Origin of the sequence: Snodgrassella sp. ESL0253 (genome assembly GCF_013344965.1) — a bacterium.
GTDB classification, from domain to species: Bacteria; Pseudomonadota; Gammaproteobacteria; order Burkholderiales; family Neisseriaceae; genus Snodgrassella; species Snodgrassella alvi_B.
Map to the genome: position 1 here is coordinate 95,035 of NZ_JAAEDQ010000003.1, position 14,840 is coordinate 109,874.

General features: G+C 43.9%; 11 protein-coding genes. All 11 read left to right on the forward strand.

Annotated elements, in window-relative coordinates:
* Positions 1-9 precede the first annotated feature (9 nt).
* The 11 genes from GYX26_RS03595 to GYX26_RS03635 all read left to right on the forward strand — a co-directional run bounded on the left by GYX26_RS03595 (position 10) and on the right by GYX26_RS03635 (position 13,855).
* Positions 10-1,617, forward strand: a complete 1,608-nt coding sequence (locus GYX26_RS03595) for an ABC transporter ATP-binding protein (protein WP_174828126.1) — start codon at positions 10-12, stop codon at positions 1,615-1,617.
* A complete protein-coding gene (locus GYX26_RS03600; RefSeq protein WP_174828128.1) occupies positions 1,614-3,197 on the forward strand; it encodes an ABC transporter ATP-binding protein in 1,584 nt (527 codons plus the stop codon). Before GYX26_RS03595 ends, GYX26_RS03600 begins: the two co-directional genes overlap by 4 nt.
* 26 nt (positions 3,198-3,223) lie before the next feature.
* Entirely contained in the window at positions 3,224-4,015 is a 792-nt protein-coding gene (locus GYX26_RS03605; protein ID WP_174828130.1) for a 4'-phosphopantetheinyl transferase, read from the forward strand.
* Positions 4,016-4,179: 164 nt separating this feature from the next.
* A complete protein-coding gene (locus tag GYX26_RS03610) occupies positions 4,180-5,334 on the forward strand; it encodes an isochorismate synthase MenF (protein ID WP_174828132.1) in 1,155 nt (384 codons plus the stop codon).
* 22 nt (positions 5,335-5,356) lie between these two features.
* On the forward strand, positions 5,357-6,124 hold the full coding sequence (locus tag GYX26_RS03615; protein ID WP_174828134.1) for an SDR family NAD(P)-dependent oxidoreductase: 768 nt from the start codon (positions 5,357-5,359) through the stop codon (positions 6,122-6,124).
* 552 nt (positions 6,125-6,676) lie between these two features.
* Complete coding sequence (locus GYX26_RS11380; protein WP_370520840.1) at positions 6,677-7,273, forward strand: Fic family protein; 597 nt, start codon at positions 6,677-6,679, stop codon at positions 7,271-7,273.
* A gap of 206 nt (positions 7,274-7,479) precedes the next feature.
* On the forward strand, positions 7,480-7,641 hold the full coding sequence (locus GYX26_RS11645) for a hypothetical protein (RefSeq protein ID WP_370520841.1): 162 nt from the start codon (positions 7,480-7,482) through the stop codon (positions 7,639-7,641).
* A 233-nt stretch (positions 7,642-7,874) separates the two neighbouring features.
* Entirely contained in the window at positions 7,875-8,804 is a 930-nt protein-coding gene (locus GYX26_RS03625; RefSeq protein WP_174828136.1) for a DMT family transporter, read from the forward strand.
* Between the two features lie 102 nt (positions 8,805-8,906).
* Positions 8,907-9,029, forward strand: coding sequence for a hypothetical protein (locus tag GYX26_RS11540; RefSeq protein ID WP_255453838.1), 123 nt, complete (start codon positions 8,907-8,909; stop codon positions 9,027-9,029).
* A gap of 549 nt (positions 9,030-9,578) precedes the next feature.
* Positions 9,579-11,114 carry a site-specific DNA-methyltransferase gene (locus GYX26_RS03630; protein WP_174828138.1) on the forward strand — a complete coding sequence of 512 codons (1,536 nt, stop codon included), beginning with the start codon at positions 9,579-9,581 and terminating at the stop codon, positions 11,112-11,114.
* A gap of 29 nt (positions 11,115-11,143) precedes the next feature.
* Complete coding sequence (locus tag GYX26_RS03635) at positions 11,144-13,855, forward strand: DEAD/DEAH box helicase (protein WP_174828140.1); 2,712 nt, start codon at positions 11,144-11,146, stop codon at positions 13,853-13,855.
* Positions 13,856-14,840: the final 985 nt, after the last annotated feature.

Here is a 14,840-nt window from a genome sequence, read left to right on the forward strand (position 1 = left end):
AAACAAAACATGAGTGATTTAAACATCTCCGGCCACAACCACAATACCCGGCCAAATCTTTCGCGTCAGTGGCGTGCGGCCTTACCCGGACTGGCAGGTGGCACACTGGCTGCGGTGGTTGCTGGCATCGCCATGCTGGCCGCACTATGGTTTGTAGTTAAATTTATCGGCCACAGCACCTGGCACTGGCTGGGGTATGCACTGCTGTGCTGGCTTTTGGCCGCTGTGTTTACCGCATGGTCGGCGTGGCTGGCGCATCAGGCAGAAAGCCGCTTTGCAGCCACATTGCGCCGCTGCGTGGCGCAGCATTTAATCCGCCTGCCCATGAATACACTGGCCAGACAGAATGAGCAGACACTGAAACAACTGCTAACCGACGACATCAGCAACCTGCACCATATGCTGGCACACTTACCCGCAGAAATAGCCGTTTTCACCGTAATCCCGCTGTTATCCATCGGCATACTGATTTATTTTATTGGTCTGGCAACACTATGGGTGTTACTGCCCGGTTTCATTGCCTCCCTGTATTATCTCGTTATCATGCCGTACATGACCCGGCGCGATGGTACGGCACGCATGCAGGTGATGCTGGACATCATCAACAAAGCCGATGAGTATGTGCGTGGCATTCCGGTATATCGCATATATGGCCAGCATTCCAGTGCGCTCACTGCTTATACACAGGCCACCGATCGGTTTACCCGCGATATGGTGCACTGGGTAGCCAAAGTGGCCACCCCGGCATCCATTGCCGTAGCTCTGTTACAGGCAGTGGCCACCTTCGCCATTGCCTATTGGGTAAGCCATGCCTATGGCACCACCACACTGGCTGCCACCCTGTTATTCAGTCTGGCCATTGTCACACCAACTTTACGTCTGGGTCATGGAATCGACTACATCAGAGCCGGACGCGCTGCGGCCAAACGTCTGGCCGAATTTTTACAAGAGCCCCTGCTGCCTGCCGGCTACATCCGGCAAATTCAACATCCCCCCACCCTCACCATTCACAACGCCAGCCTGCTACAGGAAGAACGGCCAGTTTGGCATCAACTCAGCTTTACCTTTCCCGCCGGCGCCCTTACCGCCATCACCGGCGCCAGTGGCGCCGGTAAAACCACCTTATTAAATGCCCTTGCCGGACTGGTGTCCCTAACATCGGGTGATATTGAGCTAGGCCAGACCGAAGTAGCTGCTCTGCATGAAGACACACGTCAGCAACTGATTCTACTTATTCCACAAGGCTACGATGTTCTCAACAGCAGCGTGCGCAGCAATCTGGCGCTTACAGCGCCTGAAGCCAGCGACGAGGCCATGCAGCAGGCACTGGCCAAAGCACAGCTAAACATAGACTTATCCACACCAGCCAGCACCCTTTCCGGTGGCGAAAAACAGCGGGTCAATATTGCCCGTGCCTTTCTCAGCACGGCCGAAGTCATCTTACTGGATGAACCAACCAGCGCCCTTGACAACCAGCATGCACAGGCCATTTTTCAGGCACTGTGTGAACTGGCCAAAACCGCGCATAAAACCATCATCGTAGTAACCCATCAGCAGGCACTGGCCAATCAGGCCGATGCGCAACTGGAATTACCCAATTTAAGGAGCGCGGCATGAATACAGCCAGCACCCCAAACCGCCCCCTCTTTGAAGCCATACCTGCCGCCACCAGACCACGCCTGCTTGGCATCAGCATCGGCTGGATACTGGTTGCTGCCGTAGAAGCCTGTGCCTATACCATACTGGCTCTGGCCATAGTGCACCAGCAGTCTTCGCTGTGGGTACTCACCAGTGCCATCAGCGCCATTATCATCACCGTAATGGTTACCCGCAGCGGTTTCCTTACCGGCGTACGGCTGGCCGGTGATTTATTTGCCGCTTTAGGGCATTCCCTGTCCAGTGCCAAGCTCTCCTGGTTTAACGATCAGCGCCGTGCTGTTATCAGCAAAACCGCCGGACAGGAAATTCCCAACTTTATGAGCATTCCGGCGCATCAGCTACAAACTTTTTTACACGCCCCCTGCCTGCCCCTGTTTATCTGCATCGGACTGGCGGTTGTGGCTGATACCGGCATGATGCTGGTGGCACTGACACTGATTGTCCTGTCATTAGCCATACAGCTATGGGCACAATATGCGCTAAACAAAACCGATGCCCAGCGCCATCAGGCCGAGCTGGACAGCGCCACTGCCACCCTCGAACTGGTAGAGCACCTCTCCCTGCTGCGTACAGCGGCCGGACCAGCACATGCCCTCGATTCCATCCAGCAAAACTGGATGCGTCAGGAAAACCTGTTAAGCAGAATCAATCTCAGCGCCGCATGGGCCACCCTGATTGCCACCATAGCCAATGTATTACCCATGGCCGGCATGGCGCTGTACTGCATCCTGTCTGGCCAGAGCAACGAGCGCCTGATACTGGCCGCACTACTCCTGATGGGGCGTGCCGGCGCACCATTAAGCGCACTGGCTACAGCAGGTTTAAGCATCAACGACTTAATCAGCTCACTGCGCCACTTCCAGCAACTCACCAACCCGCCCGTATTGTCGCAAGCTGCCACAACACACACACCACAGCAGCCGCATCTGTCCCTGCATAATCTGGTGTACAACCCCGAATCAGCAGCAGTAAATCTGGATATTCCCGTGGGTAGCCGCGTACACGTGGCCGGCACAAGCGGCAGTGGCAAAAGCACCCTGCTGCAACTGTGCATGCGCTTTGATGATCCGGCACAGGGCGAAATCCGTCTGGACGGCATCTCCCTGCCGCAACTATCCCCTCAGGCACTGGCAGCAAACATGGCTTACGTAGCCCAGAACCCGATTATTTTCACCGGCACACTGGCAGACAATATCCGCATCGGCCGTTTCGATGCCAGCGATGCCGAAATCGAAACCATCGCCCGCCAATGCGCGCTGGGACAAATTATCGACCGCGCAGACGAAGGCATTCATCAAAACGTTGGCCAGCAAGGCTCTGCCCTGTCTGGCGGCGAACAACAACGTGTAGCCATTGCCCGTGCCCTGATTAAACACGCGCCCATACTCATTCTGGATGAAGCCACCTCAGCACTGGATGAAAACACCGAACAACAACTGATTAAAACCATCCTTGCACAATCCCAGACCCTGATTTTTGTCTCCCATCGCAGTGCCGCTCCGTGGCAGCCTACCCAAACTCTGGACTTATCCAGCTAGCGGCTGTGCAAACAACAAGGCGATTTATGACTTTATTATCAAAACAACACGTGTCACTGCATCCACATGGCTATCCGGCCAGCAGAGCGAAAACGGCCGTAGCAGATAATCATCAGCCCGCATTATTCAGCCATCACACCCTTAACATCGGCCACAGCACCATACACCAGATACGCATGCAGCCTATCAGCAGCTCAGCGCTGCATAAGCTTTGCCAGAATTTCAGCATACATCTGCCAGAAACCATTCAACGCAGCAGGCACAAACGCCAGCTAGAATTTGTGGCTGGCAGACTGGCCGCAAAATACGCCTTGCAGCCCCACGGCTACAGCAACTTTACCCTTGAATCAGGCGCACACGGGCAGCCACTTTTTCCACAACAACTACAAGGCAGCATCAGCCACAGCAGCAATCAATGGCAATGTCTGGCCATCGCCAGCGTACACAACAAGCAACCAGCACACAGCTGCTATCTGGGTATTGATATCGAACAGCGGCAGCATCAGCACATCATCCACAACAACAAAACCATACTGGCACTATTTCTCCAGCCACAGGAACTACAACACATAACGGCACACAACATCAGCCTGCCGCAACAGGCATTACTGCTTTTTTCCGCCAAAGAAAGCATCATCAAAGCCTGGTTTCATAAATACCAATCACTTATCGATTTTAGTGCCATTATTTACCAGCCCCGCAGCAGCCAGAATCTGTATTTTCAGATTAAAACATCCAAAAAGCATAAAAAACCGCAAACAGCAAAAGTTTGCTTTACCTGTACACAACAAGAAATAATCACCATAGCATATATTTAAATCCGGCCTGTAGCAGATTTTTCCCGGCACAAACAAAACACATTTATTCACAACATAATAATTGATAATGATAATTATTTGCATTAGTATAGACAAACTCACATACCCTGACTTATCTACATTTTTACTGACAGATAACCCACCCATACCCACAGGTAACCAAAATGACCATCAAAGCATCCAGCGCACACCAACGCCTCCGCTCACACCATCAGGATCAGATTGCCTGTTTTGCCGGCAAAAATCACCACATCAGCGCCCGGCATCTTATCCACAAAATCCACATGCCCATCAACCCCCACACCGCCTACAATCAGCAAATTGCCCGCTGCTTTAACAACATCAAAGCGCAAGGTCATCCCAACCCCATCCTGATCGCAGCCATCCCATTTGACACCACCCAGAACGGCACATTAAATTTTTACAGCGATTTTGACAAAACCGCACCCGCTATCCCCCATAACCACCCGTCTCATATACCCACCACCCTCGTGCACAAAAAAGCACTGGTAGAACGTCAGGCATTCGAGCACAGCGTTCAGCTAGCCTTAAACGCCATGGCCAGCGACAAAATACAAAAAATTGTCCTGTCACAGGCAACAGAATACGAATTCAACCAGCAGCATAATCCAGAGCACATATTCAAGACACTGGTAAAACAAAATCCCGATGCCTATAACTTTCTCATTCCAATAGAAGAAAACCAGTATATTTTCGGCGCCAGCCCCGAATTACTACTGTCACGCCAGCAACAACAGGTACGCAGCAATCCACTGGCCGGTTCACGGCCACGTTCCAGCAGCGCCACACAAAACAGCCACAGCAAAACCGAGCTGTATCAGTCTGCCAAAGACCGGCATGAGCACCAATTCGTTATAGACAACATCCGGCACAAGCTCAGCAGCTATTGCAGCCAATTCAGCGCTTCAGAAACACCCGAAATCCTCACCACCTCCACCATGCTGCACCTGTCTTCCGTATTTCAGGGACAGCTAAAAGACAACGCCCCCGACGCCCTCAATCTGGCCTTGCACCTGCATCCCACACCCGCCGTATGCGGTACCCCAACCACAACAGCCAGACAATTCATCCTCAACCATGAAGGCTATAACCGCCACTACTACAGCGGCCTCAATGGCTGGATGGACGCCAATGGCAATGGCGAATGGGTAGTCACCATCCGCAATGGCCTCCTGAATCACAACACAATCCGCCTGTATGCCGGTGCCGGCATCGTGGCGGGCTCAGATGCAGCCACAGAATGGCTCGAAACCGAAGCCAAAATGCAAACCATGCTCAACGTATTTCAGCAACAATAACCATACTCAGGAGAACACCCGAATGCAGCCAGCCATCATCGTCACCGGCGCAGCACAAGGTATCGGCGCCGCCGTAGTCATCAAACTGCTCCAGCAGAACTATCATGTTATCGGCATCGACAAACAGCCTGCACCAGCAAACTGGCCGGTACAACAAACAATAGCAGCCCAGTATCAGCCTCACTGGCTTGGTGTCAGTCAGGACATCACCGCCATTGAAGAAACCCGCATCCTGCTTAATACCCTTATCGCCCAGTATCACATCACCGGATTGGTTAACGTTGCCGGCATACTCATACTCACCCCACTGCTCAGCGCCACCGAAGCACAATGGCAAACCAGCCTGAATATCAACTTACTGGCACCCATCTTCATCAGCCAGCATTTAGCCCGCCATTTCTGTCAGCAGCAACACGGCAGCATTGTTACCGTCAGCTCCAACAGCGCGCGCATGCCCCGCACCCAGCTAGGCCTGTATGCCACCACCAAAGCTGCCCTCAGCCACTTCTGCCGCAATCTGGCACTGGAAGTCGCCCCGCATGTACGCGTCAACATCGTCTCCCCCGGCTCCACCCTCACCGCCATGCAGCAACAATTGTGGCCAGACAGCAAACCACCGGCCAGCATCATCAATGGCGACCCAAGCCAGTACCGCCTCGGCATCCCCCTCAGAAAACTGGCACAGCCCGCAGACATAGCCAACACCGTATCCTTCCTGCTCTCCGAACAGGCCGCACAAATCACCATGCAGGAAATCGTTGTCGATGGCGGCGCCACACTGGGAGTATAGTCAGAAATTTAGAAGCTGCACCGCAGCAACAAACCCAGCCAATTTCTTCCTGCAACCCTCATTCAAAGGAAAAGCTAAACCATAACCATCTACAGAGCAGACAATTTGAACTTGCCTCAAGCCACGATTCATAACCGCAAAGCGCAGTAATTTTCTACAGAAATCCCCTAAACATCAAAAAAGTATTAAATTTACTTACCAACTTGATGATTAATTACCTGATACAGATGGATAATAATTCCAATGCAACATTCTAGTTGCAACCTAGCATTTATCTTATTGATTTTATAAACATATATTTAAACCCAAACAATATATTTAAAAAATCTCAAAATTTAAACATATTTTCTGGATATGTACACGCTTTAAACATGTACTTAAAACATGTTTAAATTTTAGAGATTAATAAACATGTCTGCCTGAGAATTTGATAAATCCTATAATGCACAGCCATCATTACCACCACGAGCCGAAATTAAAACTAAAGCAATTCTGAAGCAGCGTATTCCAGCACGTACCGCTCTGGCTAAACTCAAACAAATAGCAGAATGGATACCTAATCAAACTATGCTTATTAATGTTCTGCCTATTATGGAAGCACAGGCCAGTTCTGAAATTGAAAATATTGTCACAACCACAGATAAACTTTTTCAGTATATCGGAATGGAATCACAGGCTGATCCAATGACAAAAGAAGCATTGCGATATCGTTCTGCACTGTTTGAAGGAGTGCAATCTTTAACAAAAAGACCATTATGCACTCACACAGCCGTTTTAGTATGTAGCAAAATTAAAGGTAGTGCTATGGATATCCGAAAACTAGATGGCACAGCATTGAGAAACAGCCAGACACATCAGATTATTTACACGCCACCTCACGGCGATGAAATTATTCGTAACAAGCTAGCAAATTGGGAACACTTTATTCACCAAAGCGATCATTTAGACCCCTTAATCATTTTAGCCATTGCTCATTATCAATTTGAAGCAATTTACCCATTTGAGGATAGCAATGGCCGTATTGGACGCGTCTTAACTAGCCTGATACTGAGTGATAAAGGACTACTGACTTCACCGAAGCTTATATCCGAACCAATATATCATTCAAAACAAGGACGCTTATTATCAAGGATTATTAAATGTCACTAAAAATCAGGCGTGGGAAGAATGGATTTTATATATGCTAAAAAGTATCGAATCAGCAGCATTATGGACTATAGCCAAAATTGATCCTATTCGTCGACTACAGCAACATACAATCAAATATATTAAAGACATAAAACCACAAATATACAGTTATGAATTAATTTGTTATTTGAATTACTACCCGTATTATTCATCTGCAACAACGCGGTATTGCCGGTAGGCAGACAGCCTCCAAATATCTTAAAGAATTATGGACTATTGGCGTGCTGAAAGAAATGCAATTTGGAAGAGACAAGCTATTTTTGCATTACAAACTGCTTGATATACTGATACATGATACGAATGATTTTAATGCTTACCTACACTCATAATGTCATACGAATAGCGTATTAGCAGTGGGTATCATTTACATTGAACAAACCATAGATAAAGAAATTACTTTACCCTATGAACAAACATAATCAGATGATATAAATACAACTTATACTCCTTAATCAATTAATACAGACAATATACCAATATTGCTCCTTATAAATATGTGAATCCTGATTTAGTCAGATTGTGGAATATCTGTATAAGGAAATTCAGAGGAAAGAATCAAAAAATGTCTAAATCCATAACCGGAATCTTTTTTGCATTATCAGCAGCCGCGCTAAATGGCTCTATTGGCATGATCAGCAAATTACTGATGTCCAGCGGCCTGAATGCATATGAAATAGCATTCTATAAAACATTGATTGCCACCGTTTTTGTCTCACTACTGCTTATTCGGGTTCCGTTTAATCAGCAGATGCAAATGATTGCTCCCAAAACCGACACTAGCAAAATAGTCTGGTTACATATAGCTTTATGTTCATTGTTTGGGATTTTTACACTGTTTTTCTTTGAAACACTGGCTTATGGTTATGGCTTCGCAGCCAACGTTGTCGTAGTGGTAATGACCTCAGCAGCAATTACGGCACTTTTTTTTGGCTGGTTACTCTTAGGGGAAAAAATCACCATCCCGGCACTAGTGGGCACAGGACTGGCTATTGCTGGCATCAGTGTTATATCCTGGTCAGAAAAAGGTACACTACTATTATTAACTTTTGCCGCTACTGCGGGATTAGGCTATGGGCTTTTCAGTGTGCTGGTAAAAAAGTTCGGATTATCCGGAGGAATTTATCTCACCAGATTATTACTGTTGTTTGGGGTATTTTATCTGGCGTTACCTTATGCATTCACGGTGCACAGTAATCCGCTAAATATGAATTGGCAAACTATTACCGGCCTATCTGCTCTGGCCGTTTTACCAACCATTCTTGGCTTTTACTGCACCACCAAAGCACTCAGTTGCCTATCAGCCGCTCGCGTACAAGTTACCGAATTAGCTGAACCTATTTTTGCAATGATACTGGGCTGGCTGTTTTTACACGAAATCCCAACTGCTGAATTTTTTTCCGGCGCATTACTGATTATTCTGGGGATTTTATTAATTAACGGCATATTCGATTTATTATGCAAAAATATATCTGGCAACTTCGGTTCGCAGTAGATTAAACATTAGCTGACCGTCTTATATATAAATATAAGCGATAGAATAATTACCCAACAACCATAATATGCATTCTTTGCGCGCTGGAACAAATCATTGATCGTGCAGACAAAGGAATTCACCAAAGCGTTGGCCAGCAGGGTTCAGCCCTGTCTGGCGACGAACAACAGCGCGCGTATGCCCCGCACCCAGCTAGGCCTGATGCCACCACCAAAGCTGCCCTAAGCCACTTCTGCCGCAATCTGGCACTGGAAGTCGTCCCACATGTGCGCGTCAACATCATCTCCCCTGCTCCATCCTCACCGCCATGCAGCAACAACTGTGGCCAGACAGCAAACCACCGGCCAGCATCATTGATAGCAACCCGACATCCACCTCAGAAAACTGGCACAGCCCGCAGACATAGCCAACACCATATCTTTACTCCTCTCTGAACAAGCCATATAAATCACCATGCAGATGGTTTTACTATCTAATCACCAGCCTAGCGAAATCATCAAATTCTTCTTCCTTAAAATGCCATACAAAACAATTATTTAATCACAATTAGGTTACTATAGGACGTTTTAGCCTATTTCAAGCCACGATTAATAACTACTAAGCACAATTATTTTTATTTGTTACAATCAGCCAATCACCAATCTAACAACGACCAGTTCCAGCAATAATTTAAGAACAATTATCAAAATTTAAACACAAGACTGACAGCTATTTAATTAAATAGCAGCGCTGTCTTTGATAAAATCCAGCAAAGATTACAACTAAGGATGCTTTATGCCATTTTTACAATGGGTGAATAAAAATCAAGCAGTACAAACCGGTGAACAAGTACCCTATCACTTACTGCACCACCAAAGTACACATGGGGATGTGAAATCCGCACAGGAGAATATGATTATTCAAGGTGATAATCTACAGGCACTTAAAGCACTGCTGCCATTTTATGCAGGCAAAGTAAAGTGTATTTTTATCGACCCACCCTATAACACTCAAACTGCTTTTGAACACTATGATGATAAATTAGAACATTCACAGTGGTTAAGCATGATGTATCCACGATTAGTATTACTGCGAGAATTATTAGCAGAAGATGGCAGTATCTGGGTAACATTGGATGACCGAGAAGCTCATTACTTTAAAGTAATAATGGATGAGATTTTTGGGCGTAATAATTTTGTCGCAAATATTATCTGGCAAAAAAAATATGCAGCTACAAATGATTCTAAGAAATTTTCTGCTCTTCATGATCATGTATTTCTTTATACTAAAAATGGAAATATATGGAGGCCTAATCTTTTAGCTAGAAGTGATGAGTTAAACGCAAAATATGCCAATCCAGACAACGATCCCAGAGGTAACTGGTATTCAACAAATTTGTCGGTGAAAACATATTCAGAAGCGAATGACTACGAGATAATATCTCCAGCAGGTTTATCTTTTCGCCCTCCTCCTACTAGAGCTTGGGTAATATCAAAACAAAAATATGAGGAACTATTAGCAGACAATAGAATTTGGTTTGGAAAAAATGGTAAGTCAAGACCGTATAAAAAAACATTTTTATCTGAAGTACAAGAAGGGGTTGTACCTACTACTCTCTGGAACCACAAATTTGCAGGACATAATATTGGTGCAAAAACAGAAATGCGTACTATGTTTGGAAACCAAAATAATTTATTTAATACACCAAAACCAGAGTTACTTTTAAATAAAATAATACATATTGCCACTAATGAAAACGACCTAATCCTCGATTCTTTCCTTGGTAGCGGCACCACTGCCGCCGTAGCCCATAAAATGAACCGTCGTTATATCGGTATTGAAATGGGTGCCCATGCTATTACTCACTGTTTGCCTCGTCTGGAAAAAGTAATTGAAGGCGAACAAGGGGGTATATCGAAGGAAGTAAACTGGCAGGGGGGAGGTGGATTTTCGTTTTACACCTTAGGTGCGCCTGTGTTTGATGCAGAAGGGCATATTACACCAAATGTACGCTTTAAAGATTTAGCCGCTTATGTCTGGTGGCTTGAAACCCAAACTGCCATGGGTCTGAAACTTGATACACAATTACCATTTATCGGAGAACATGAGGGAGTGGCATATTATTTGTTATACAACGGCATATTGGGTGATCGTCGCCCGAATGGCGGCAATGTTCTTACTTCAGTACTTTTGGCACATTTACTGGCTCTTCATCCTCATACAGGCAAAAAAGTAATTTTCGGCGAAGCTACGCGTCTGGGCGAAGCGCGTTTGAATACTGAACAGATTGAGTTCAAACAGATTCCATATGAATTGCATAACCGTGTTTAAAGAATAAATATCAATTAAAGGATAATAGAATGGCCTTAGCACTGAAAAATTATCAACAACAAGCATTAAATGCGCTCAAAGAGTTTTACATTCATGCACGAGTAAGCAACAGCAAAATAGCCTTTGAAGAAATGGTCAACCATCGACAGGCATTTATCCATGAGCGTACCGAATACATCAACTTTTTTCCAGATAGTTTAAGTGATACTCCCTGTGTATGTTTACGTGTTCCAACAGGTGGTGGCAAAACTTTAATTGCGGCACATAGCATAGCAATAACGGCAAAAAACTATGCTGACAGTAATGCACCTGTGGTATTGTGGTTAGTCCCTTCCGATGTAATCCGTCAGCAAACATTAAAAGCACTGTCTAATGTATCACATCCTTATCGCCAAGCAGTGATGCAAACTTACGGTGATAACATCAAAGTATGTGATTTAGATAATTTGCAAACTATTAATCCATACGATATAGGAAAATTATGTTTAATTATTGTTACTACTATTCAATCATTTAATATCAGCAAAACCGAAAAACGCAATGTTTATGCGTTTTTTGAAGAATTATCCCCACACTTTGCCGGACTCACACCACAGCAGGAACAGGGTATGGAGCGCGTTGATGCAGCAACAATTGAAGCTCAGCCTTATCTAACCCCAAAAGACATCGGGCGGATTAAACACTCATTAGCAAACTGGTTTCATCTGCATCGCCCGATTATTATTCTTGACGAAGCACATAAAAGTCGTACCAAACTATCATTCACAACACTCAAGCGCTTAAACCCACTGTGTCTGGTTGAGCTAACTGCCACCCCCCGCAATAATAATGTGCTGTATTCAGTATCAGCTGCCGAACTTAAAGCTGCGCAGATGATCAAATTACCCATTATATTGACTGAGCACCCTGATGGCTGGCAACCATGTTTGCGTGATGCTGTATTGCAACGCCGTCAATTAGAAACCGAAGCACAGCAAGATGCACAATATATTCGGCCAATTTTATTAATTCAAGCACAACCTAAAGGAGGAGAAGCCACTGTTGATGTAGTACAAGCTTACTTAATCAATGAACTAAATATCAATGAAAAAGAGATTGCTATTTCAACCGGTGCAGTAAAAGAATTAAATAATGTTAATTTATCTGTACCTAATTGTTCGATTCGCTTTGTCATTACCGTAGAAGCATTGCGTGAAGGCTGGGATTGTCCTTTTGCATACGTATTAGCATCGCTGCAAAATATGAATTCAGCAGTGGATGTAGAACAATTATTAGGCCGTGTATTACGCATGCCTTATGCCCAAAAGCGGCCGGTTGAGAGCTTAAACAAGGCCTATGCCCATGTTATTGCCGAATCCACGGCACAGGCCGCCGCCAATTTAAAAGACCGTATGATCAATAATATGGGTTTTAATCGCTGGGAAGCTGATATGGCATTGGCTACTCATCAGCAAGGTAGATTAAATCTGACCCTAGCACAAAATAGTGTACAAATCCCCGCAATTGTCCCTGAAGTAGCGGTCCCCCTAGCACAAGTACCGGATACCACAAATTTTTCTGAAGAAATAAAATCAGCTATACAGGTACATCCCTTAACAAGCGGCGGCGCAACGTTACTGATTAAAAAGGGTTCGAGTACTGAAACCTTCAATCAAGTCGAGCGGTTAATAGTAGGCCAAACACCAAAAAGAAAACAGGTTGAAATACAGCAAGCATTCAATAATGCACGAGCTGAACGCCAAGCTGCACAGGCGCCTGAATGGTATCAAACCTTTGCACTCATACCACAATTAAGCTTATTTGCCGATGACGAATGGCAAGTAGTAGAAAATGAAGTAATTGAAAGCCTGATAGATTTTGATTTACTTAACTATCCATTACATCTGTCCTTCAAAATATGTGAAACAGCCAACTCATATGAAATTGACATGAATATTAAAGAAAGAGAGTTAACCTACCGTCATCTCAGCACCGAACAACTACATTTTAATGAAATGGAAACCGAGATAACCGAAAATGATTTAGTGACGTGGTTAGACCAACAAGTACGGCAACCCAGCATTACACAAAGGAGTATGCGAGCGTATTTGATTAAATTGATAGGCTATCTACAACATAACTGTGGATTTAGCTTTACATCGCTAGTACGATACAAATTTCAATTGGCACAAGCCATACGTGAAGAAATTTGTCGTTTACAGACATTGGCTCGAAAAGAGGCTTTTCAAGGTGAATTATTCGAACGGATGACTGTAGCACCAATACAAACTCAATTCAATCAGTTTGAATTTAAACCAGGCCTATACCCTGTCCGACAAGCATACCGTGGCAGCTACATGTTTATTAAGCACTTTTATGCACAAATTGATGATTTGCGTGAAAAAAATGCTAAAGGGCAAGATACTGAAGAGTTTATTTGTGCACGCTATATTGATATGCACCCCAATGTCAAACAATGGGTAAGAAATATTCCCAAACAGTTTGATACATCGTTTTGGCTGCCTATTGCTTCTGGTTATTTTTACCCTGATTTTATTTGCGAATTACAAGATGGCTCAATTGCTGTTATTGAGTACAAAGGTGGACATTTAGTTACCAATGAAGATAGTAAGGAAAAAGAGAGTATAGGTTTACAATGGGCCAAAAACAGTCATGGACGCCGACGGTTCATCATGGTAAAAGCAAAAGAAAAAGCACTAGATCATTCGATTGATCAACAATTAGCTGAGATTCTTGCCTAATCGATAATGCAGAAAAGCGCTTTAATATAACCAATAAGTAAATATAATTTTGACATATATTAAAGCGCATACATGAATAATGGAAATTGACCAAAAAGTTTAAATTTTTACTCTTGCTGTTGTTCTGATATAGGTTAATTGGATACATCTAATACAATAATGATTCTGGCTAGTTTTATAGATATAGGCAGGCAACCTGTATCCTGTCGGGCAGTTTAGCCCATTATTCTTTTTACTGATGGCAAAAATATCTGGCAGGCTACTGCTCAGGCACAGTTATTTAAAATGGCTGAAGAATTTCTACACTGATTACAGATATTACCCTGATTTACGGCATGATGAATTTATTAGTTCTGTATTTTACAGCAATAACCATGAAAATAGGCGGGCAATACAAGTGTAATTTTATTCTGTTTAATTCGAAATTAATATTATTTCAACTTCATCTTAAATTTACACAGATTCATCTATTTATCTAAAAATTAATTATTTAATTTAATTTTTTATCACAATTTAATAAAAAAATATATTATTTTCTACTTAAAATGGGTAATAGTGTCGCTATGATTACCTTCTGTCCAACTGTTTTCTGTTTTTGTCTGATATTTTCTTTTACTCAGCCAGACCGTTTTATTTCTTATTAATCTTTGCATTAAATATTATCAAGTTTACTTAAACCTTTACAGCAATAAATATATTTTCATTGGTTAATTTTTTTAATAAAAACAATAAATACCCCTTTCAATTTATACCTATATATTAAAAAGCTACAACAATGAGTTAATTATTTTCCTATTATGAAAATATTGATAATTAATAATTAATAATTTATAAGATTTTATTTTTCAAGCGTAATCTTTCAGATTAGCTGCATTTGATCATGTGTAAATGATTAGAAATTTTATACAGGCAGTTTTAATTCTTATTGATTGGCTGTTCATGTATCTGTCGGCCTGCTTGGGCAACTGGCGGATGTAATGAACAG

Bases quoted from the DNA above. Each gene is read 5' to 3' on its own strand.
- GYX26_RS03625 (WP_174828136.1), top strand. From the start codon at position 7,875: ATGTCTAAATCCATAACCGGAATCTTTTTTGCATTATCAGCAGCCGCG.
- GYX26_RS03605 (WP_174828130.1), top strand. From the start codon at position 3,224: ATGACTTTATTATCAAAACAACACGTGTCACTGCATCCACATGGCTAT.
- GYX26_RS03595 (WP_174828126.1), top strand. From the start codon at position 10: ATGAGTGATTTAAACATCTCCGGCCACAACCACAATACCCGGCCAAAT.
- GYX26_RS03630 (WP_174828138.1), top strand. From the start codon at position 9,579: ATGCCATTTTTACAATGGGTGAATAAAAATCAAGCAGTACAAACCGGT.
- GYX26_RS03610 (WP_174828132.1), top strand. From the start codon at position 4,180: ATGACCATCAAAGCATCCAGCGCACACCAACGCCTCCGCTCACACCAT.
- GYX26_RS03600 (WP_174828128.1), top strand. From the start codon at position 1,614: ATGAATACAGCCAGCACCCCAAACCGCCCCCTCTTTGAAGCCATACCT.
- GYX26_RS03635 (WP_174828140.1), top strand. From the start codon at position 11,144: ATGGCCTTAGCACTGAAAAATTATCAACAACAAGCATTAAATGCGCTC.
- GYX26_RS03615 (WP_174828134.1), top strand. From the start codon at position 5,357: ATGCAGCCAGCCATCATCGTCACCGGCGCAGCACAAGGTATCGGCGCC.